21 protein-coding genes are annotated in these 20,382 nt (G+C 68.8%); 10 read left to right on the top strand and 11 right to left on the bottom strand.

Annotation, left to right across the window (positions count from 1 at the left end):
- Positions 1 to 31 precede the first annotated feature (31 nt).
- Positions 32 to 3,469 (bottom strand): nSTAND1 domain-containing NTPase, encoded by a 3,438-nt coding sequence (locus ABFX45_RS40820; RefSeq protein WP_346136233.1) that lies wholly within the window; start codon positions 3,467 to 3,469, stop codon positions 32 to 34.
- Positions 3,470 to 3,554: 85 nt separating this feature from the next.
- Here ABFX45_RS40820 and ABFX45_RS40815 point away from each other — a divergent pair, with 85 nt between their 5' ends.
- The 4 genes from ABFX45_RS40815 (at position 3,555) to ABFX45_RS40800 (ending at position 6,313) form a co-directional block, all read left to right on the top strand.
- Entirely contained in the window at positions 3,555 to 4,808 is a 1,254-nt protein-coding gene (locus ABFX45_RS40815) for a hypothetical protein (protein WP_146231532.1), read from the top strand.
- Between the two features lie 159 nt (positions 4,809 to 4,967).
- The gene (locus ABFX45_RS40810) at positions 4,968 to 5,180 is read left to right on the top strand and encodes an RNA polymerase sigma factor (RefSeq protein ID WP_346136231.1); all 213 of its coding nucleotides are present in this window, start codon (positions 4,968 to 4,970) and stop codon (positions 5,178 to 5,180) included.
- 164 nt (positions 5,181 to 5,344) lie between these two features.
- Positions 5,345 to 5,695 (top strand): hypothetical protein, encoded by a 351-nt coding sequence (locus ABFX45_RS40805; RefSeq protein WP_346136229.1) that lies wholly within the window; start codon positions 5,345 to 5,347, stop codon positions 5,693 to 5,695.
- A 219-nt stretch (positions 5,696 to 5,914) separates the two neighbouring features.
- Positions 5,915 to 6,313 carry a DUF4265 domain-containing protein gene (locus ABFX45_RS40800; protein ID WP_346136227.1) on the top strand — a complete coding sequence of 133 codons (399 nt, stop codon included), beginning with the start codon at positions 5,915 to 5,917 and terminating at the stop codon, positions 6,311 to 6,313.
- 42 nt (positions 6,314 to 6,355) lie between these two features.
- Here the strand turns inward: ABFX45_RS40800 and ABFX45_RS40795 are convergent, their stop codons facing one another.
- Entirely contained in the window at positions 6,356 to 6,691 is a 336-nt protein-coding gene (locus ABFX45_RS40795; protein WP_346136226.1) for a hypothetical protein, read from the bottom strand.
- Positions 6,692 to 6,776: 85 nt separating this feature from the next.
- Here ABFX45_RS40795 and ABFX45_RS40790 point away from each other — a divergent pair, with 85 nt between their 5' ends.
- On the top strand, positions 6,777 to 7,181 hold the full coding sequence (locus ABFX45_RS40790; RefSeq protein ID WP_346136225.1) for a hypothetical protein: 405 nt from the start codon (positions 6,777 to 6,779) through the stop codon (positions 7,179 to 7,181).
- Between the two features lie 3 nt (positions 7,182 to 7,184).
- On the opposite strand, the gene ABFX45_RS40785 is transcribed toward ABFX45_RS40790, so the two are convergent.
- Positions 7,185 to 7,856: an SDR family oxidoreductase gene (locus ABFX45_RS40785; RefSeq protein ID WP_109636536.1), complete on the bottom strand. Its 672-nt coding sequence runs from the start codon at positions 7,854 to 7,856 to the stop codon at positions 7,185 to 7,187.
- Positions 7,857 to 7,927: 71 nt separating this feature from the next.
- Between ABFX45_RS40785 and ABFX45_RS40780 the strand changes: the two genes are divergently transcribed.
- Complete coding sequence (locus tag ABFX45_RS40780; protein WP_346136222.1) at positions 7,928 to 8,716, top strand: LysR family transcriptional regulator; 789 nt, start codon at positions 7,928 to 7,930, stop codon at positions 8,714 to 8,716.
- 68 nt (positions 8,717 to 8,784) lie between these two features.
- Here the strand turns inward: ABFX45_RS40780 and ABFX45_RS40775 are convergent, their stop codons facing one another.
- Both ABFX45_RS40775 and ABFX45_RS40770 read right to left on the bottom strand, forming a co-directional pair.
- Complete coding sequence (locus tag ABFX45_RS40775; protein ID WP_346136220.1) at positions 8,785 to 9,354, bottom strand: hypothetical protein; 570 nt, start codon at positions 9,352 to 9,354, stop codon at positions 8,785 to 8,787.
- Positions 9,351 to 10,031 carry a papain-like cysteine protease family protein gene (locus ABFX45_RS40770; RefSeq protein WP_346136218.1) on the bottom strand — a complete coding sequence of 227 codons (681 nt, stop codon included), beginning with the start codon at positions 10,029 to 10,031 and terminating at the stop codon, positions 9,351 to 9,353. The genes ABFX45_RS40775 and ABFX45_RS40770 overlap by 4 nt, the downstream gene beginning before the upstream one ends.
- 72 nt (positions 10,032 to 10,103) lie before the next feature.
- Between ABFX45_RS40770 and ABFX45_RS40765 the strand changes: the two genes are divergently transcribed.
- The 3 genes from ABFX45_RS40765 (at position 10,104) to ABFX45_RS40755 (ending at position 12,440) form a co-directional block, all read left to right on the top strand.
- Positions 10,104 to 11,225, top strand: coding sequence for a hypothetical protein (locus tag ABFX45_RS40765; RefSeq protein WP_346136216.1), 1,122 nt, complete (start codon positions 10,104 to 10,106; stop codon positions 11,223 to 11,225).
- Between the two features lie 11 nt (positions 11,226 to 11,236).
- A complete protein-coding gene (locus ABFX45_RS40760; RefSeq protein WP_346136215.1) occupies positions 11,237 to 11,788 on the top strand; it encodes a hypothetical protein in 552 nt (183 codons plus the stop codon).
- Between the two features lie 148 nt (positions 11,789 to 11,936).
- The gene (locus tag ABFX45_RS40755; RefSeq protein WP_346136213.1) at positions 11,937 to 12,440 is read left to right on the top strand and encodes a hypothetical protein; all 504 of its coding nucleotides are present in this window, start codon (positions 11,937 to 11,939) and stop codon (positions 12,438 to 12,440) included.
- Positions 12,441 to 12,494: 54 nt separating this feature from the next.
- Here ABFX45_RS40755 and ABFX45_RS40750 read toward each other — a convergent pair whose 3' ends face one another.
- A complete protein-coding gene (locus ABFX45_RS40750) occupies positions 12,495 to 13,976 on the bottom strand; it encodes a non-reducing end alpha-L-arabinofuranosidase family hydrolase (RefSeq protein ID WP_346136211.1) in 1,482 nt (493 codons plus the stop codon).
- A gap of 363 nt (positions 13,977 to 14,339) precedes the next feature.
- Positions 14,340 to 14,948, bottom strand: a complete 609-nt coding sequence (locus tag ABFX45_RS40745; RefSeq protein WP_346136209.1) for a TetR/AcrR family transcriptional regulator — start codon at positions 14,946 to 14,948, stop codon at positions 14,340 to 14,342.
- A gap of 97 nt (positions 14,949 to 15,045) precedes the next feature.
- On the opposite strand from ABFX45_RS40745, the gene ABFX45_RS40740 reads away from it, so the two are divergent.
- The gene (locus tag ABFX45_RS40740; protein ID WP_346136207.1) at positions 15,046 to 15,810 is read left to right on the top strand and encodes an SDR family NAD(P)-dependent oxidoreductase; all 765 of its coding nucleotides are present in this window, start codon (positions 15,046 to 15,048) and stop codon (positions 15,808 to 15,810) included.
- Between the two features lie 55 nt (positions 15,811 to 15,865).
- Here ABFX45_RS40740 and ABFX45_RS40735 read toward each other — a convergent pair whose 3' ends face one another.
- From ABFX45_RS40735 to ABFX45_RS40720, 4 genes are all read right to left on the bottom strand, one after another.
- The gene (locus ABFX45_RS40735) at positions 15,866 to 17,137 is read right to left on the bottom strand and encodes a M14 family metallopeptidase (RefSeq protein WP_346136205.1); all 1,272 of its coding nucleotides are present in this window, start codon (positions 17,135 to 17,137) and stop codon (positions 15,866 to 15,868) included.
- Positions 17,138 to 17,200: 63 nt separating this feature from the next.
- On the bottom strand, positions 17,201 to 18,547 hold the full coding sequence (locus ABFX45_RS40730; RefSeq protein ID WP_346136203.1) for an alpha/beta fold hydrolase: 1,347 nt from the start codon (positions 18,545 to 18,547) through the stop codon (positions 17,201 to 17,203).
- 62 nt (positions 18,548 to 18,609) lie between these two features.
- Positions 18,610 to 19,641, bottom strand: coding sequence for a beta-ketoacyl-ACP synthase III (locus tag ABFX45_RS40725; protein ID WP_346136202.1), 1,032 nt, complete (start codon positions 19,639 to 19,641; stop codon positions 18,610 to 18,612).
- A gap of 388 nt (positions 19,642 to 20,029) precedes the next feature.
- Entirely contained in the window at positions 20,030 to 20,320 is a 291-nt protein-coding gene (locus tag ABFX45_RS40720; RefSeq protein ID WP_112227458.1) for a DUF4342 domain-containing protein, read from the bottom strand.
- Positions 20,321 to 20,382 lie beyond the last annotated feature (62 nt).

Below are 20,382 nucleotides of genomic sequence, written 5' to 3'. Positions count from 1 at the left end.
TTGTCCAGCAGCAGGTCAGCGCTCTGGACAATCAACACCGGCCAACGCGTGCGCCACAGATGCGGGCGATCACGGCGTCCGGATCGAGATCCCACCTGATCACGCGGGGGTCGGCGCCGGTGGACGCCAAGGTGCTGCCGTTGAAGGCCACGGCGTTGACCGGACCGGAGTGGCCCGTCAACGCCGCGACCTGATCGCGGGTGCCGGTGTCCCACAACGTGATCACGGTGTCGCTTCCGGCGACCGCGAGCAGCGAACCGGCGGTGTTGAGCGCGATTTCCCGTACAGCACCGCGTTGACCGGGCAGGGTCGCGCTCTGGCGACGGGCCGCGACGTCCCAGAAGATGACCGCGCCACTGGCGTCACCGGTGATCAGCGTCCTGCCGTCCGGCGTGAAGGTGATGTCCCGCAACGCGTTCCCGAGCTCACCGAGAACCGCGAGCTGACGGGAGTGCTCGACGTCCCAGAGGATGATCCGCCCGTCGTTGCCTCCGGAGGCCAGCACGGTGCCGTCCGGGCTGAAGGCCAACGCCTCCACGGCGGCCGTGTGCGCGACGGGGAGATTGCGTGGCGGCGCATCGGAAGCCGGGCCGAACAGCCTGATCGTGCGATCAGCGCCGCCCGAGGCGACGACGCTTTCGGTCACAGCCAGGCTGGTGACCGGTCCGTCGTGCCCGGCGATGGTGCGCACCGCTCTTCGCGCCCCCTGGTCCCACACGGTGACCGCGCCGTCCTCCCCCGCGGACAACAGGGTTCCGTCGGGGTGGAAGGCAACCGACTTCACCTTCGCCGGCGCGGCCAGCTCGGTGATCCGTGCCCCGGACGGGTCCCAGATCATGATCGACTTGTCCGCGCCGCCGGTCGCGATCCGCCCATCGGGTGCCATGGCGACACCGAACGGTGGAACGGCATGTCCGGTGAACGCGGGCAAAGCGACCTGCCACACGCTCACGCTGTCATCGCCGCCCGCGGCCAGCTGTGTCCCGTCCGGACTCAGCCCAGCTGCGAAAAAGGCCCCGGTGCGGGAAATCAGCCCGGTCAGCCAGCCGCCGTCGGGCCCCGACCACCACCGCACACTGCCGTCGTCGGCCGCGGACATCAGCATCCGTCCGTCCGGGCTGAACTCGACGGACCTGATCCCCGCGCTGTGCCGCCGCAGGAAACTCGGCTCTCCCCCGGCCCGCAACACCACCTGGCTGTCCGCACCGCCGCTGGCCAACGAGCGGCCGTCCCGGCTCAACGCCACCGAGAGCACCGGACCGCGATGATCCTGGAACACCTGCTGCGCGCCGGTGACCCGGTTGTGCACGAGCACACCGTTCTGCCCGGCCAGAGCGACCAGGTCACCGACCAGCGACACGTCGTGGACCTCGCCGAGAGAATGCGGAACCCGCTGCACCTCCCGAGCCCCGTCCCACAGGATGACCGTGCCGTCCTGCGAAGCGGACGCCATCAGACGACCGTCATCGCTGTGGGAAATGCTGTTGATCGCGCCGTGCGGCACGGAGAGAACCTGTCCGGCGGCGCGTGTGGCCAAGTCCCACAACACGATCTGCTCGTCTTCACCACCAGAAGCGAGCACCGGCGCCGAAGGGTGGAACGCCAGTGCGCGAACCGGCTTCGAATGCTGGGTCAGCGCGATCGGCGGAGCCGACGCGGCGGGCGAGCGGACCAGCACGGATCGATCGTCCCCCGCGGTGGCCAGCAGCTTGCCGTCCTGGCTGAACGCCACCGCCCGCACCGCGCCACGATGGTCCTTCAGCAGCACCCGCGGCGGCTTGTAAGCGGCGGTGCTCAGCAACGCGCCGCGTGCCTCGATCGTCGGCGACGTGCGGAAAGCCTGCACGGCAAGGACTTCCGCCTGGTCAGGCCATGACGCACTAAGGTCCTGCGCCTGCAGGGCGAGCTGACGGGACAACGCGACCTGTTGCCCGGCAACGGCGGCACGGCGCTGAAACACGGCGACAACAGTGATCACCATGCACGCCACCAGCAACACGGCCAGGGCTTTGACGAGGTTGCGCAGCCGGCGTGCCTGCCGTCGAGCGCCGGCACGTTCGGCGGTCTCGTGCGTCTCGCTCGCCGAGAGGAACTCCCGTTCCAACGGCGACAACGCAACCGGCGAGTCCGAGGCCAGCGACCGCGCGACCTCCAACCGCACACCTCTGTACAGCGCACCGGAATCGCGGTCGACAGCATCCCAGGCGAGAGCGGCCGTGGTGAGATCCTGGTGCTGCTGCAGGCGTTCGCGGTCCTCTTCGATCCACGCCCGCAGCCGCGGCCAAGCCCTGGTCAACGCCTCGTGCGCCAGCTCCACGCTGCCATCGGCGACCACCACCAGTCGTGCGGCGACCAGGGCGTTCAACGCCGAGCCCATCACCTCGTCGAGCGCGACCCGCCGACGCAGGTCATAGGTACCGTGGTTGGTCTGCACCAACCGGAGCAGCAGCGAGCGAGCAGCGGCCCGACCATCGGAATCGACCTCCGTGAACGCGTGCTCGGCGGTGGCGGCGATGGCGCCGGACACCCCGCCGCTGGCCCGGTACCCCTCCAGGGTGAGCTTGTTGTTCTCCCGTCTTCGCCAGGTCTCCAGCAAAGCGTGCGACAGCAACGGCAAAGCGCCCGGCTGGCCGTGGGCGTCGATCACCGCGGCCGCGACCATTTCCGGTTCGACCTTGAGACCGGCAGCAGAAGCGGGCTCGACGATGGCCCGGCGCAACTCGTCGGGTGTCATCGGCCCGACCAGCACCTGAGCGTCCCGCAGGGCGGTGACCAGCGAAGGGATTGCCGCGCACTGGTCAAGGAAGTCGATCCGGCAGCCGATGACGACCTTGGCGTCGGACGACAACAAGGCGGCGACGAAGGAGGCCCGCTCGTCCAGATCGTCGCACAGCGTGAACGTCTCCTCGAACTGGTCGACGACGATCAGCTCAGGCTGGTCCGCGGTCTTGGCCGTCAGCTCCCGCAACGGATGCGCGGTCGGCGTCAACACGACCGAGGACAGCGACAGCGAGGGCACAAGACCCGCCCGGAGCAGCGATGACTTGCCCGATCCGGACGCACCGAACACCCCCAGGAACGGCCGTTTCCCCACCTCCCCCACCAAATGCGCCACGAGCTCCTCGCGTCCGCGGAACAGCGAGGCGTCCGAAGGCTGGAACGCCGCGAGCCCGAGATAGGGAGCGCTCTCGTCGCCGGGCGCGAGAAGCGAGGCGGCCACCTCCCGCCACTGCTGCTCCCAGAACGCGGTATCCCCCTCGCAGGCCTCGACGTACCCGAGCGTCACGGCCAGCGTCGGCAACTGGCTGCCGCCCGCTGCCTCGGACAACGCCGTGGACGAGAAATGGGCCTTCCTGGACAACTCCCGGTAGCTCGGCGATCCGGCCTTCTCGCGCAGCCGGCGCAACTCCCACGCGAAGCGCTGGACCGGGCCTTCCGTCGGGTCGAGCGGACGTTCCGGCCGTCCCACCGCACCTCCCCTGTTCGACTGCGAATGATTGTCCAGGCTGCTCAGGCGTTGCTGGACAACCCCCCACCGCATAGATGTGGACGCCGTGAAACGACTCGGGTTCATCGTCGCGATGCTGCTGGCGGCAGCCACGCCGGCCACGGCAGCACCCAACCAGATCACGGAACGGGACGGTTCCGCCTTCGCGCTGACGGCGGACTGGTCGCTGGACACTCAGGCCGCGGGGCTGGTGTCCACGCTCGGTTCGCGCCTGCCGGTGTCGGACGTGCTGGCCGCCGCGAACCGATCCACCAACGACTGCTCCACGAGCCGCAAGCAGGCTCAGCCGGAGTTCTACGACCGCACGGACATCCCGTTGCAGCCCAGCCAGATCCTGCACAGCAGCGACCGGTTCTGCTGGGACGACGCCGACAGCAAGGTGTCCTACTGGGTGCCGCAGGGTGTCACCGGATCGTCCGACGCGGACGACGACGGCCAATGGGGATCGAACAAGGTCATGGCCGTGAGCTGGCACTACGACACCGCCAAGGCCGGGACACCGACGGACCACGGTGCGCGGCTGTCCCTGGTCGACCGCGTCACCGGCAAGTACCGGCACGTGTTGCTGGTGGAACCGACCAGCTCGTCGAACTTCAAGGCGGTGCCGATCCACGCGGGCGGCATGGCCTGGCTGGGGCGCTATCTGTACGTCGCCGACACCTCCCGCGGCCTGCGTGTGTTCGACATGGAGCGCGTGCTCGAGGTGGCGACCGACCAGGACAACGTGATCGGCAAGAGCGGGACCAAGTACTACGCCTACGGCTACCGCTATGTCGTGCCCCAGGTGGCCACGTACCGTCAGGCAGCCACGCCACCGTCGCCGTGCGTGCCCCAGCCGAACGCGCTGTGCTTCTCGTCGGTTGCCCTCGACCGCAGCACGACCCCGGACACGCTGGTCGTCGGCGAGTACCGGGACGGCCGCAGCACGGACCTGTCCATCGACGGCGGTCGCGTCGTGCACTACAACGTCGACGCCTCCACCCGCAAACTCGCGGTGGCTTCCGGCAAGGCCGTGCCGAGCAAGGCGGTGACCACGCCGAAGAGCAACGTCCAGGGCGCGCAGACCTGGCAGGGCAACTACTACCTCGGCCGCAGCTCGGCGGACAAGCACAGCTTCATGTTCGCCGGGGCTGCGGACATGAACACGTACAGCTGGGCGATCGGCGGCGAGGACCTGTACTACGAACACGGCAACGGTCTGTTGTGGACGGCCACCGAGCACGCCTTCAACGCCGCGGGCACGCTGATCGACAAGCGGATCGTGTTCGCGGTCCCGCTCGCCGGGATCACCCCGCGCTGATTTCTCCGTGAGGAAGACCCGATCCGGGGGTGGCAGGGCGTCAACACGCCCTGCCACCCTCTGTCCTTTGCGCTGAGCAGCGGGTTTCGCACAACCTGAACACTTTCGCCGCGCGTTGGCAAAGAAGGGGTGAAAGGGCAAAGCGAACCGAGGAGCTTCATGTCGGCAGACGCGGAACTGATCGGCAGATCGCTGCGCGGAGACACCGATGCCTTCGTGGAAGTGATCAGCCGCCACGAGACGGCGATCGGGAACTACCTCGCGCGCAGAGTGGGCCGTCAGGCCGCCGAGGACGTGCTGGGCGACGTGTGGGTGGCGGCCTACGAGTCACGGGCGACCTACGACCTCTCGTATCCCGAAGCATGCCGATGACGACGGCACTCCATGGCTCCCGGTGTGCCTGGATCTCATCGAGGCGAGGGAAACACCGTACAGATAACCTTGCGCCTGGACTTCGACAGCCGCGACATCCGCGGTGGCTGGAGCCCGTCATGCAGATCTTGAAGGGTGATCTGCTCCGCTGGATGATGGCGTCCATGGACGGTCTCCTGGACGAACCGGTGACGTTGCAGATGTCCGCACGAGTCTGGGCGGGCATCGATGCCGGTGTCGACAACGTGGTGTCTCTTGCCGCTCAGGACGGCGACGAGCAGGTCATGTGCATCGGGCAGACCATTCGACAGGCGGGCTGGGACCAGGTTCCGTGGGTGAACGGGGATTGGCCGCCCATGAATCAGATCATCTCCATCCGGTTGACACGCGCTCAATGGCGGTTCGCAGCCGATGAAGCCCGCAAGGGCATTGCCGTGTACCAAGAACTCCACGACGACCAGTCGGCCCAGTTGTGCCGAGACGCGCTCGCCGTCATCGAAGCTGCTGCCGTGTGATGCCCGTATCCTCGCTGAGCAACAGCGCTCAACGTCGACCGAACCCTGTCGACGCACTCCCATGCCGCCGACCGCGCTGCCGGGACGCGCGCACGTGCCGATGAGAGGGTCGCCTGAGGCAGCCCATACCCTTGGCGGGTGCCGACGCATGACAACCATGTTCGCCTTCTCGCAGGCACTGCCGCTTCTGGCGAACCTGTCTACGAGGTCGTCCCGGCCGTGCGAACCACCCGGACCGAGTACGAGATCCTCGGCAGTCCAGGCCTTGCAACCGGTTGTGCCGCAGGTGATCGCGTCCGTGTCTTCGAGGACGGGACGTTCGAGATCGTGACAAGAGGCGGCAACGTGTGCGTCGTGATCTATCCCCGCACACCACCGGACGACAGTGCGGTCGCGCCGTTGCAGGACGCTTTCGAGAAGCTCGCCGGGCTCGTCGAGGCGCCGCAGGACAAGCGGTTCATCGTGGCGACAGTTCCTGTCAGCGCTGGGTTCCCGGCGATCGAGGCCGTTGTCGTCGAGTGGACGTCCAGCAACAACGCGGAGTGGTACTACGGCAACGTCCATGACGAGGACGATCGTCCACTCGGCTGGTGGGAAGCCGAGGGGCACATTCGCTAGACCGTCCCGCGATCGTTCCTGTCCCGCAAGCTTCTGTGGCAGTTATGCCCTCACCAGGTGTTCCAGGAGATGTGCGAGGGCGTCGGGGTCGTTTGTGATCTCCGGGACTGCCGCCGGCGCGGCTCTCCGGAGCTGCACCCAGCCGACGTAGGTGGCGTAGGCGACCACCGCTTGGTGCCGTGCCTGCGCGGGCGGCAAGCCGAGTTCGGCGTATCCATCGGCGAGGAACGCCACGCGGCGTTGGGTGACGCGATGGAGGATGGGCGCCACCACCGGGTCGTCGGCGTGCGCCACGAGTGCGGGCTCCAGCCCGCTGGTCGGGTCCTCGGTGATCGCGGTGCGGAACAGCGTGCGCAACCTCTCCCGCGGCTCCGCCATCTCGGTCACCCGCTCGATGACCGCGTCTGTTCCCTGCAGTTCCCACCACTCCAGCGCCTCGCGCGACTCTTCCAGGAACGCCTCCTTGCTCCCGAAGTGGGAGCAGATCGGCGTCGAGTTCGACGTCCTCGACGTCGCGGAAGCGGCCGAACGGCGGCGCCGGCTCGTCGAGTTCCTGTACTTCTACCTCGGCGACGAGCACTGCGAGGCCGTCGCCGACGGCTGTGCGATGCCCGCGCTGACCGCGGACGTCTCCAGGGCCGGCGACGCGGTGCGGAAGGTCTACCAGCTCAGGATCTCCAGGGTCGTGGCGCTGATGGCTCCCGCCATGCCCGGTGCGCCGGACGAGCAGAAGCAGCGGGCGTGGGCCGTCGTCGCCGCCATCGTCGGCGCCGTCTCGATCGCCCGCGCACTTCCGGATCCGGCGCACGGCAAGGCTGTTCGCGAGGCCACGCTCCGTTCCGTCGAGGCCGTGATCACGCAGTCCTGACCTTCAGGCGATCGTCGTGCCGCCGTCGACCGTGAGGATCGTGCCGGTCGCCCAGGGCTGCGTCATGAGGTAGAGGTACGCGTGGGCGATCTCCTCGACCTCGCCGACCCGTTGCAGCGGCAGCGTCCTGCCGACATCGGTGTAGAGCTGTTCGGCGTCCGGGCCCCACAACGGGCTGCGCACCACGCCGGGGCTGACCGCGTTGACCCGCAACGGCGCCAGTTCGATCGCGAGCGCCTTGGTCAGCGCCTCGACCGCGCCGCAGATGCTCGCCGCAACCGCCCAGCCCGGTCCCGGCCGGTCCTTCGCGATGCCGGTGGTGAGCGTGATCGAGGTGGTCACCCGCGCGGCTTTGACGGCGTCGAGCACGCTGAAGTACCTGAGGCCGAAGAAACTTCTCGCGCGGTCGCGGTCGAAGTCGTTGAGCGTCATCAGTTCGAGCGGCTCCCCCGCCGTGTAGACGAGGTGGTCGATCTCGCCGATGGTGTCGAAAGCCTCGGCGATTGCTGCAGGATCGGTCAGGTCGGCCGCGTGGGCGGCGAAGCCGGCCGGCGGTTTGCGCGAAACGATCGTGACTTTCGCGCCTGCCTGTTGCGCCGCCTTCGCCGTCGCGAGCCCGATTCCCGATGAGCCGCCGAGGACTGCGATCCGCTGTCCGTCCAGTGTGGATTTCATGGTTTCAAGCGTGCACCCGCGGCAGGCGCGTGGTCCAAGACCTGCACGGTCGTGCGCGATACCCTGGAGGTATGGACCTGGACCTGCGCAAGGTGCGGTACTTCGTGGCGGTCGCCGAGCACCTGAACTTCGGCCGCGCCGCCGAGGCCCTGCACATCGCGCAACCCGTGCTGTCCCGGCAGATCCGCGCGCTGGAGACCGAGCTGAAGGTGCAGCTGTTCGACCGTTCGTCGAAGGGGACCACGCTGACTCCGGCCGGTTTGCAGCTGCTGGAGGACGCCCGCCCCTTGCTCACGCAGGCCTCGGCGTTGCTGCGACGGGTCGGTGTGGCGGACACGTTCACGGTCGGGTTCATGCCGGGTCTGATCGTCACGCCCGCGGTGCGGCTGCTGGCGTCGCGGCATCCCGGTCTGCAGGTCGACGTGCTGCGCACGACGTGGGAGGACCAGGTCGAGGTGATCCACGACGGGCGCGTGGACGTGAGCTATGTGCGGCTGCCGGTTCCGTTGGACGGCATCCGGCACGTTCCTCTGTTCGACGAGCCGCGCGTGGCCGTGGTCCCGGCGACGCATCGGCTGGCGGGCAAGGAAAGCGTGCTGGAGGCGGATCTGACCGGCGAGCGGCGCGTGCAGCACACCGACCCGCCCGGGTTCCGGTCCGTCGAGGAGAAGCTGGAACACGTCGCGATGCACGGCGGAGTGGCGATTCTGCCGTTGTCGACCGCGACCTTCTACTCTCGCGAGGACCTCGTGCACGTGCCGATCGAGGACATCGCGCCGAACGAGGTGGCACTGGCGTGGGCCGAACACCGGCACACGCCGCTCATCGCCGAGTTCATCGAGATCGCCCAGCAGGTGTGAAGCGGTCGTCGGCCTGATCGACGACCGCGCCGAGGTCGTCGATCAAGCCTGTTGACCTGAGGCGGTGATCAGCCGATGTCGTCGAACTCCAGGCGTCGCCGGGCCAATTCGGCGAGCCGGCCCAGCAGCTCGTCGGGCCGGACCTTCTCGCCTCCCGAGAAGGGTGCGGGCGCCGGATCCATCGGGATGACCAGGTCCGTCTCGTGGCCGCCACCGCTGAGCCACAACGCCATGAAGTAGAGCGCGGGCACTCGCAGAACGCGGACCTCGTAGTCGCCTTCGGCCGTCGCGGGGTCCTGCTCGGCGACGGCGATCGCCCGTGCGGTGCCCGTGACGAAGGGGCCCTCGGTCGCCGTGAACCCGTCGTCGCGGGCGATCTCGGCGCTGGCGACGGCGTCGTCGCCCGCCATGACGAGGACCCGCCTGCCGACGAGCTGGGCGTCGTCGAGCGTGGCACCGCGGACCAACTCGTCCAGGCCGAGGGAGTAGACGTCGTGCGGGAGTGCGAGCGCGACGTCGAGGGGATTGACCCTGGCCAGCGCCCGGTGGCGGTATGCCGCACGACCTGCCAACTCGGACAGGTTGTCGCGCACCGCGATAACGCTGTCCGCACTCACTTCGGGAACGCGCAGACTCATCCCTGCTCACCTCCCGCAGCGCCGATCGGTTGCGCCTCCTCCCGCGGTCTGCTGATCTCCTGCCAGATGACCCACGGGAACTCGAACACCTGCTCGTCCTCGAGCACCCACGGGAACGACTGCCGCCTGGTGAAGTACGTGTGCGTCCAGGTGCCCGTGCCCTGGTACGTGCCACCGGTCAGGGTCGTGAGCGGCACGTCCGACTCGCCGTACCAGGGGTCGTCGACCGCGACCCACTGGCTACCGACGCGATAGCCCTCGATGACCGCGAAATGGCCGCCCTCACCCGCCCACCCGATCCGCCAGGCCACCGGCCGACCGGCCGCGATCTCCGCCCGGATCTCGGCGTAGGTCACCGTCCCGCTCACCATGTGGTCGAACACCTCGGCCCGGCTCAGCGGGGCGTTCAGGACGTGCGGCTGATTGCAGGCGTCGCTGGATCCGTTGGTGCAGCAGGTGCTCTGCCCCTTCTCGGCGTTGACCATCCCGCACTGGGTCCAGGTGCTCCACCAGCGGTAGTACTTGGCCACGCTCACCGAGGTGGCTGCCCAGCACCATTGCGTCTGCTGCTGGTGTTGCATCGTGAAGTCGAGGCGCTTCCAGATGGGAATGCGCTCCCACCAACGAACGAGCGCCTCCGCGAACACCTTCGCGATGTCGGCCTCCGGCCGCACCACCACCCGCTCATCGCGCCGTGGCGGTGCGAAGTCGCCGAGGTCGACACCACGCTCGCGCGCTACCTCCGCGACGTGCTGGGCTGGAAGCAGGGATATGGGAATTCGGCTCGTTGCGAGTACTCCGTTGCCTCGGCGGTGGCGGGTGTCGTGGCCGTGGCCACGGGGTTGTTGTGCGTGGGTCTGGTGGCCGTCGTCGCGATCGGCGGCGGCTTCGTCTCGATCGGGTTCGTGCCGCTGATGGTGACGGTGGTGCTCGCGCTGGCGTCGAGCGTCATGCTGGGCATCGCGGTGGGACGGCTGCTGCCGCATCCGCTGACCGTGCCGGTGGCGCTGGTCTCGACGTTCGTGCTGGCGACGGCGGCAGGGCAGGAGCTGGAGGTGCAGTCGCCGGACGCGGAGGTGTCCCGGCTCGCCCTGCTGGCGCCGGTCCTCGATCCGCCCGGCACCGATCTCGTGACGACCTCCACGTCTGTCGACATCGGACAGATCGTGTGGTTCACCGGCCTCGGGGTGACGGCGTTCCTGCTGTTGGTGTCGCGGTTCCCCGGCGCACGTCTGGCAGCACTGCTGCTCGCCGGACTGGCCGCGGTCCTCGCGCTGACGATCCTGCCGAACAAGATCTCCGACGTGCTGGTGACCGACTCGATCGCAGGCGAACTGGTCTGCGACGGCCCGGTGTGCCTGAGCCGGGCGCACGAGGACCGCCTGCCCGCGGTGGCCGCGGTCGGCAAGGAGGTGCTGGCGAAGCTCGCGGTGCTGCCCGACGCGCCCACCGAGGTCCGCGAGGACACGTCGGCGATGGCCCATCTCGCTGCGCCGCAACGCAACGGGAAGATCGTGTACCTGAGGTCGCAGGGCGCCGCAGGAGTGCTGACGATGTCTCCGGAGCAGCAGCGGATCGAACTGCTCGCCGGTGCGGGCGTCGCCGGCTGTTCCACACCGAACACGTTCGACATCAGCGAATCCGTCGTGCTCCACCTCACCGCCGGCTACTTCAACAACGGCCTGGCCGCACTCCCGTCCGAGCCTCTCATGTGGAGCAGCGACCGGCTCCGCGGCGAGATCGAAACGGCCTGGCGGGCACTGCGCGCCCAGCCCGCGCCGGAGCAGCTGAACCGCGTGACGCGGGCGCGGCAGATGCTGCTGGCGTGCAACGACTCCGAGGGCGTTCTCGACGTTCTCACGGCGGCATGATGAGGCCGCTCGTGTTGTACGCGCGATCGCGCGGGGTTCCCGCAGGACTTGCGGCACTGCCCGTGGTGGTGCTCATCGCGTGGTCGGCGCTGCACTCACCATGGATACCGCTGAGCGCGTCGCTCACAGTGCTCGCCGCGGTGCTGGTGATCACGGTCGGCCTCGCGGGCCAGGACCCGGAACTGGACACCTCCACCGCCGTGCCGTGGCCGGTGTGGCGGCTCGGCCACCTGATGCTCGCCGGCACACTGGCCGCGATCTCGGTCCTGCTCGTCCAGGAGCTCGGGCCCGAACCGTTCGACATGGCGTTCGTCGTGCGCGACACGGCGGGCATGGTCGGGCTCACCGGACTGGCGGCAACGGTGGCAGGAGCCAGGTTCGCTCCCGCCGCACCGGTGCTGTGGTGGGCGGTGAGCGCGCTGATGCCACCGGGACAGTCGATGCCCACGCGGATCGTCACGTGGCCGCTCGGTCCGCCCGACGACTCGTTGACGACGTGGACGGCGGCGGTGTCGTTCGCCGGCGGAGTCGCCGCCTACTCGGCACGTGGGGCGCGTTGCTGACCGGCGAGTACGTTGCCGCCAAGGGCATTCGGCGCATTGAGACACCCGACGTGTCACCGGTCACATCGAGCGGATGCGGGCAGCCTCTCCGCAACGGCGGTCATCTCCTTGGTGCGTAAGGGAAAACGCAACTCGAAGGAGACAACCCTTGAAGAAGCCAGGTTTGTGGCGTGCAGTGACGACGGCGGCGTTGGCCGGTGCCGCAGTGCTGACCGCTGTAGTGCCTGCCGGGGCCGACGTACGACCCACCCGGCCGTGCGCCGCCGGTGAGATCTCCGCCGAGATCGGAGAGGGCCGCTCCCCGAATCCCAGCACCAGCAGGCTGTTCACCATCTCGCTCAAGGGCAACGAAGGCGTGAGCTGTCTGCTCAGCGGCGCCCTGGACTACATCCGGTTCTACGACACGTCCGGACGGCCGATGGACGTGCGGTTCAGCGACAAGTTCGCCGTGGCACCGTTCGAGAACGTGTGGGTGGATGACTTCCGCCGGCCTGTCGTCTACGTGTCGGCCCCCGCGGGCAACGGCGGTATGCCCATCGGCAGCATGACCTTCAGCGTGCCCACCGCTCCCGAGAGCGAGCTGACCGCGGCGTGGCCCGCTCCGGCCGGCGGGCCGCTGATGCTCACGAAGATCATGCAGCCGGTGAGCTGACCGTACTTCTCCGGGCGGGCTCGGCCTTCACCGAGCCCGCCCCTCCAGCAGTGGCTAGCGCTGCAGGGTCAGCACACCCGGCCGGTAAGGCAGGAGACCGTAGTCCATGCCGTCCGAGCGCGGGTCGCGTCCCTGGTAGAGGAACTGAAGATTGCACGGGTCAACGGTCTTGGTCTGATCGGGGTTGGTACGAACCAGATCGCCGTGACTGATGTCGTTGGTCCACGTGGCGCCGCTGTTGGCCTTGCCGGCGAAGGGATTGCTCTCGGTCGCGGCCTGCGGCGTCCACGACCCGCTCAGGCTGGAAGCGGTGAACGAGCGGAAGTAGCGTCCGCCGGCCCCCATCGCCTCGACGATCATGAGGTACTGGTTCTGGTCCTTGACCTTGTAGACCTCGACGGCCTCGAACAGGTTCTCCTTCGTGTCGCTCATGATCCTCGTGTACGACGAGCCGAAGCTGCCGGGGAAGTTCCCGATCGGCATGCTGGCACGGTAGATGTTGCCGAGGTCGTCGGCGAAGAACAGGTACATGTTCGTACCGTCGGCGATGAGGGTCTGGTCGATGGGTGCCCCGGTGGGGAGGGTGCCCGTGAAGAGGGTCTGCGGTGCCGACCAGCTGTTGGGGTCGGCGGGGTTGCTCGAGGTGCGGTAGGAGAAGGCCGGGCCGCCCCACTGGTAGGCGAGCACCCAGATGTTCTTCGGGGCGAAGTACAGCAGCGTCGGCGCGATGGCACCGATGGACAAGGGCACGTTCTGGGTGGCGGTGCCCATGTCCGACCAGTTCGTGAAGGGGCTGAAGCTCATCGACCTCCAGTTCGTCCCGGTGTCGTGTGTCGTGCCGTAGACGAGGTTCTGGCCGTTGTGGACGACGGCGGTGAAGTCCTTGAGCGAGACCCACCCCGGCTTGGGGTTCGCCAGCGGGCCGGTCGATGTCCAGCGGTACGACGACGGCAGCGCACATGCGCCGCTACCCCCGTCAACCCGGACGAGTTGCCACTGCTGGTTGCTGCCGTTCCTGTCGCTGAACTGCACGACGCCGGCGCCGTCGGCGGCCGAAGACCCCTGCACCTCGACCACCTTGCCGCTGTTGCGGTTGACCAGGCGGACGTAACCGCTGTCGGAGTCGGCCAGCCGGAACTGCTGGTTGGCGCTGTCGCCGTCGGCCCACTGCACGACCGCGGCACCGTCTGCCGACGACCAGTTGAAGACGTCGGCGACCTTGCCGGAGTGCCGTGCGCGCAGCCGGTAGTAGCCGCTGCCGGAGTCCACGAACTGGAACTGCTGGTTGTTGGCGTTGGTGCGGGACCACTGGATGAGGTTGGCACCGTCGGCGGTGGACGCGCCGTTGACGTCGAGAGCCTTGCCACTGCTGCGGTTCACCAGTACGTACCAGGCGGTGGTGTCCACAGTGGCGGCCGACGCCGACATGGGAACCACCGTGAGCAGCCCGCCCACGACCGCCGCGACTGCCGCAGCGGCAAATCCGGACCGCAACCGACGACGCCACCTCGCGGTGCGCGCAAACCCAACCGACATAGCATCTTTCCCTTCGTCATTGAAGACCGCCGACATGAGACGGGCCGTATCGGCGCGCAGACCCGACGACACCCGCGCACGGGCGACGGGCCCGGGAATTCATTGTGTTAGCGCTAACATCTTTCGAGAACGGTACGGGCAGGAATATGGAGGAGTTAGGAGTTAGAAGCGAGTGCCGATGCGATTGATCACGCAACGAGGACTGTGAGCGATAACATCTATCCCGTCAAGATGTAACGGGCAGGTTTTCGGCGGATGTCCCTGTTGAGACGCTGAGCATCACCGACGTGCGGCGAATGACCTCGGGGGACGTGGCGGCAAGGCTCAGTCCAATGTGGACACAAGACTCGCCGGAACAGAACGTCAGCCGGAGAACACGCGCGCCGCGAGCAGCAACGCCTCGCTGACCGCCGCCTCCGCACCATCCGCCGCGTCGTCGGCGGCAGGATCGGCGTGGAACGCGTGGTGCTCCACCGCCGCCCGCAGAGCGGCGTTGATCATCGCCGCCTGCACGACCACGGCCAGGCCGGGAGCGGCCAGTCCGCTGCGCCGGGCGAGCGCCTCGGCGAAGACCGGTTCTGCCTGGCGATGCGCCTCCAGCCACACCGCACGGAGACCGGGCTCGGTCCTGGTCAGGCGCACCAGGGCCAGGATCGCAGGGCGGTCGTCGGCCGACAGGCCGGGCTGCCGCATCGCCTCGACGAGCTCGGCCAGGTCCTGATCGCCGCGCCACGACCGCAGCCAGTCCGCGGCGAGCTCGATCCCGCCGGCCAGCAGAGGCATGACGCAGCTGTCCTTGGTCGGGAAGTACCGCCACAGCGTGCGGGACGAGATGCCCGCGGCCGCGGCGATCTCCTCGGCCGAGGTGGCGGCCACACCCTTGGCCACGAAGAGGCCGACCGCCGCGCGCGCGACGTCGAGGCGGGTCTCAGCCTTGCGCCGCTCCGTGAGGGACGGACGTCCGATCGGCATGTCACCTCCTCGGGTCAGGTGCCCAAAGTATTACTTGTTGTCAGTGAGTGCCATAATGGCGCAGACTGACACAAAATATGCGCAGCTTGAGGCACCTATGAACGGCAGTGGACTCGAAGGCGCCAGCGTCGTCGTGACCGGCGGCGGTTCGGGCATCGGCAGGGCGGCCGCGCTGCGCTTCGCCGGCGCGGGGGCGAAGGTCGTGGTGGCCGACATCAACGCCGACGGCGCCAAGGCCGTCGTCGCGGAGATCGAGGCGGCCGGCGGCAGCGCGGTCGCGGTGACCGGCGACCTGAGCGACCAGGCCGTGGCCGACGAGGTGGTCGTAACCGCGGTCAACACCTTCGGCGGCCTGGACGTCCTGGTCAACAACGCCGGGGTGATGGACACGATGTCCGCCGCTGCCGACGTCTCCGACGCCGAGTGGGAACGCGTCATCCGGGTCAACCTCACCGCCCCGTTCCTGCTCACCCGCGCCGCGCTGCCGCACATGCTCGCCAAGGGCAAGGGCGCGATCGTCAACACCGCCTCCGAGGCGGCCCTGCGCGGCAGCGCCGCCGGAGCGGCCTACACCGCGTCCAAGCACGGCCTCGTCGGGCTCACCCGCTCGGTGGCGGTCATGTACCGCGAGTCCGGAATCCGCGCCAACGCCATCGCGCCCGGCGGCACCAAGACCGGGATCACCGTGGACGCCGACCCCGCCGGGCACGGCCCTCAGGTGCTCGCCCGGTACATGGGCAACGTCGGACGCCTCGCCGAGGCCGACGAGCAGGCCGCCGCCATCGTCTTCCTCGCCTCCGACGCCGCCGCCAACATCAACGGCGTCGTGCTGCCCGTGGACAACGGCTGGGCCGCGGTCTAGGCGGCAACGGGTCGGCGCGAGCATCCGTTGAACGGACAGACGCTCGCGCCGTACGTCAGCAGTACTGCGCCTCCTTGCCGATGGCCTCGTACGGGCAGTCTGCGCGGTCGAGCAGTTGCAGCACCGCCTCCTTGTTGCGGGCCGTCTGCGCCGGAATCACCTCGTCCGGCGGGTAGAAACCGCCGCCGCTGCCGGAAGAGCCCGGATACATCTCGAACGTGTAGGAGAACACGCCCTGCGAACCCCACAGCCAGTCCCGGATCGAGCCGTCCGTGATGTAGAGATCGCTGGCCTGCTGGGGCGTGTACCCGTTGGTAGCGGCCATGGACTGCCCGATCGTGGCGAACGCGTCCCGCTGGTCCTTCGTCATGCCGGGCGCGACGTCGTCGTAGGTCCAGCCGAACGGCCACATCACGAGCTCGCTGTAGGTGTGGAAGTCGATCGACGCCTTGATCTGCTGCTTGCCGTCGACGACACGGCTGCGCACGAAGTCCGCGACGACCTTCACCTCCGGCGCCGACTCGGCCCGCGCGCCGCGGTAGGTGTCGCTGCTCGGGCTTCCGGACGAACCGCCGCAGCAGCCCCACTTGAAGGACCAGTTGCGGTTGAGGTCCGTGCCGATGGCCGTGGAACCGGCGTTGGGCTGCCGGTTCTTGCGCCAGCTCCGGTAGCTGCCGGTCGCGATGTCGTACTCGCCGCCATCAGGGTTGACGTCCGGCACGATCCAGATCTCCCGCGAGTCGACCAGCGCCTTCACCCGCGGCTCGGCCTGCTCGGTGAACAGCTTCACCAGGTACAGCGCCATTTCGACGGTCAGGTGCTCCCGCGCGTGCTGGTGCGCGGTGAACAACACCTCGGGCTCGTTCTCGTCGACGCCGACGTTGTCACTGATCTTGAGCGCGACGATCTCGCGGTTCTGGTACGACCGCCCGATGACCCGCTTGCTGATCACGCCCGGATACCGGGCGACCGCCCGGTCGATCTCAGCGGTCATCTCCGCGTAGTTGTGGTAGTTCGCGTCCCCGGTGGGGAAGTCGAACGGTCCGGCCGCCGCGCCCTCCTCGGTGCGCTTGGGCACCTCCTCGACGCTGAACCCCTGTGCTCTCATCGCACGGACCTCGGCCTTGGTCGCGGTGACCACGACTGTTCCGTGCTCCTCGACTTCATCGATGGCAGCACCGATGCGGGCGATCTGGCTGCGTTGCTCGACAGTGCGCACGCCGCTCACGGCGTAGGCGGCTGTGCCGGTCTCGACAGGTGCCGCGACCGACGGGGTGGCGAACGTCGCCAGGGCGATGGTGAAGACCAGGACTCTTCGTTTACCCATGCCTCAGCACGGTCCCAGGGTTGGCCGGTGGCGGGCAGAGCCGATCGGAGGGACACAAACGGTCTAGCGGTCGCCGAGGAACTCCGGGGGGCGGAACCCGACGAAGGCGGCCGGGCCGAGCCCGAGCGAGCCGGCGAGGGCCTGCAGCCGGCGCGGATCGGCCAGTCCGTCCCAGCGCCCGGTCTCGATGCGCTTGTCCACGGTGACCACCGCCGCGACCAGTTCGGCGGTCGTGAAGGCGCAGTGCCCCGCGTGATCCGTGTACGCCTGCCGAAGCAGCGCGGCGGAACCACTGGCGCGGACGTCGTCGGCGTACTCCTCCGCGTGCTGCACCGGGACGAGACCGTCGTCGGTGGTGTGCATCGTGAGCACCGGCATGTCCAACCGTCCGCTCAGCGTGGAGGTTCGGGTCATCCAGCGGTACGCCGCGGGGTCGGCGGTCACGTTCGCCGTACGCGTCAGCAGGTTCAGGTCGGCCCGCAGATCCGCACCGGCCCGCTGGTAGAGCTGTGCCACCTGGGGAAGGCGTTCGGACTCGGCGAGTTGCCGCCAGTAGTTCACGCCCTTGTTCGACGTCGGGTTGCCGCCCGCGCTCCGTTCCATGTCAGCACGGCCGAGCAGGATGAACGGCAGGATCGCGCGCAGGTTCTGGTACTGGCCCACCACCTGCGCGTCGATGTCGCCCGGTGCGGGTTTCGGCTGCCCCGGAACCCAGGCCGGCTCCTGGTACAGGGCCGCGATCAGGGCGGTCCGGGCGCGACCGGCCGGGCTGGCCTGCGCCTGGTCCAGAGCGGCGATCATCCGCTCCGCCGTGGCGGCGGCCTCGGCGGGGCCGGTGAACTCGACGAGCTTGACCTGCTGCCCCGCGAGGAGCAGCTGCGCGATCGCGTGCGACCCGTCCAGCTGGTAGTTGTGCAGGTCGATCCCGCCACCCATCAGACCGCAGGTGGCGACGGCGCCGTCCAGCCGCCGGCCTCCTCGTTCCGCGAGCTGTCCGGTGACCATGCCGCCGAAAGACGTACCGAGCGCGATGGCGCGGCGCGGCCGGCCGATGATCTCGGTGACCGCCTGAAGCGTGTCGAGCCCGTCCTGCGCGGCGGTGTCGGCGACCCATCCCGGGCGGGAGTACGAGGACCCGGCCAGCGCGTAGCCACGGGCGAGCAGAGCCTCCGCGACGGCCGGGTCGGGGCTGTTGACCGGCGGGTTGTTCGGCGTGGGGTTGTAGCCGTGGCTGTAGAGCAGCAGCGTGCCGTTCCAGTTCGCCGGCACGTCCGCGATCCAGGTCGCGCCGTTCGGCAGGACTCCGTCGTACCGGGTCGCCGGTGCGGCTTGTGCTGCGGCGGGCATCAGGCCCAGCACGGCCAGCAACGTGACCATCGTGGCGGCGAACAGTCGTCGGACGGTCTTCACCACCAAGAAGTTAGGCACAATCGTGTCGACCGTCAAGAGAGTGACGAACTACCTGGATGCCACTAAACGGCTTCCGGCCACACCAGCACGGCGGATCCCCAGGTGAGACCGCCACCGAACGCGGTCAGCAGCACCCTCTCCCCCGCGTGGATCTCCCGGCGTGCCACCGCGTCGGCGAGTGCGAGCGGGATGGACGCGGCACCGGTGTTGCCGACCCTTTCGATGTTGCCGAGGATCTTCTCGTCCGGAATGGACAGTCGGCTGCCGACCAGCGAGAGAATCCGGGCGTTGGCTTGATGTGCGACCACGCGGTCGACGTCCGTCGTCGCCCAGCCCGCGCTTTTCAGCACAGCCAGCGAAGACTCGGTCATCCGGGTGACGGCGTGCTGGTAGACCTCGCGCCCGCTCATCCGGAAATGACGGTCCAGCTCTCCGTACCGGCCCGGCTCCGCCCGGTCCCGCGCACCGCCGCCCGGCACGGTGATGAGGTCGTGGCCATCGCCGTCACTACCCAGGTCGAAGCCGAGGATCTCGCCCGGCTCGCCCCGCTCACCCGCGCGCACGACCACCGCACCGGCCCCGTCGCCGAACACCACGCCGGCGCCGCGGTCGTCCGGGCCGATCAGCGTCGAGTAGACGTCGGCCGCGACCAGCAGCACCCGTCGGGCGACTCCCGACGCGATCATTCCGCTCGCCGTCGCCAGCCCGTACACGAAACCCGTGCACACCGCCGCGACGTCGAACGCCGCGACTCCGGCCAGCCCCAGTTTCGCGGCCAGCGCGGGTGCCATCGCCGGAATCGGGTGGTCCGGCGTGGACGTCGCCACGAGCACCAGGTCCACCGACCTGGTCGCGCACTTGGCCAGCACGGCTTCGGCCGCGGTCAGCGCCAGGTCGCCCGTCGACGTGCCCTCGTCGGCCCAGTGCCGGGTGCCGATCCCGGTGCGCCTGCGCACCCAGGTGTCGCTGGTCTCCCAGTGGGACGGCAGGTCGTCGTTCGACACCACCCTGGGTGGCACGCAGCCCGCTACGGCTTCCAGGACGGGAATCGGGCGCAGGGCGTGCTCGGTCAACGGGTCGTCTCTTCTCAGCATGTGGATGGAACCAAGCGAGAAAGTACCCGAGCCGGACGGGGCCAGGCGTGCCTGGTGCGGTTCATCACGTGACGGCCGCTGAGTTACTCGTCGGTAGCGAATCCGTTGGCACACAAGGATTGCCGACGTGAAACTCACTCAGGTTCGTGCGCTGCTCGAGGACGTCGGCCAGGTAGAGCTTCAGCGCGACGCGAGTCCGGCAACCGTACCGCGAGATGCAGCGCGGTCGGAGCGTCCACATAGGAGTCAGGCGACGCGGGCACCCCGCAGGCTCGTCCTCCGCCACCGATCGAGCAGTCCACATCTGCCGCGCCCAGGCTGGTGCCGTCGCCACCACTGGCGACGGCACCAGCCTGCCGCATCCCCTGCGCGACACCCCCTGCCGCGGCTACACCCGCTCGGCCTCGACCGTCGTCGCGGGCTCGCTACCGGGCTGCCGGCGGTCCTCCAGCGTGATTCCACACTTGCCGGCCAGCGCGACACCCGCGCCGATCGTCGTGGCCACCGGAGCGGCCAGCGCCGCCACCAGCCCGAGAGCCACCGGCACCTCCAGCACCACGTCGTCCTTGCTGTCACGCACGACCACGCGACGGTTCATGCCCTCGCTGACCAGCCCGCGAACGGCGTCGACCACCGAGTCGACAGCGGTACGGGCGGACTCAGGCCTGGATTCGCTCATTGCTCTCCTCGAACTGCGGATTTCCCCTGACGACTCCAGCCTGCCCGCATTCGGGCGATCTG

It is taken from the genome of Lentzea roselyniae, from assembly GCF_039537795.1.
In the GTDB taxonomy this organism is placed as follows: domain Bacteria; phylum Actinomycetota; class Actinomycetes; order Mycobacteriales; family Pseudonocardiaceae; genus Lentzea; species Lentzea atacamensis.
This window is presented reverse-complemented; position numbering and strand designations above follow the sequence as displayed.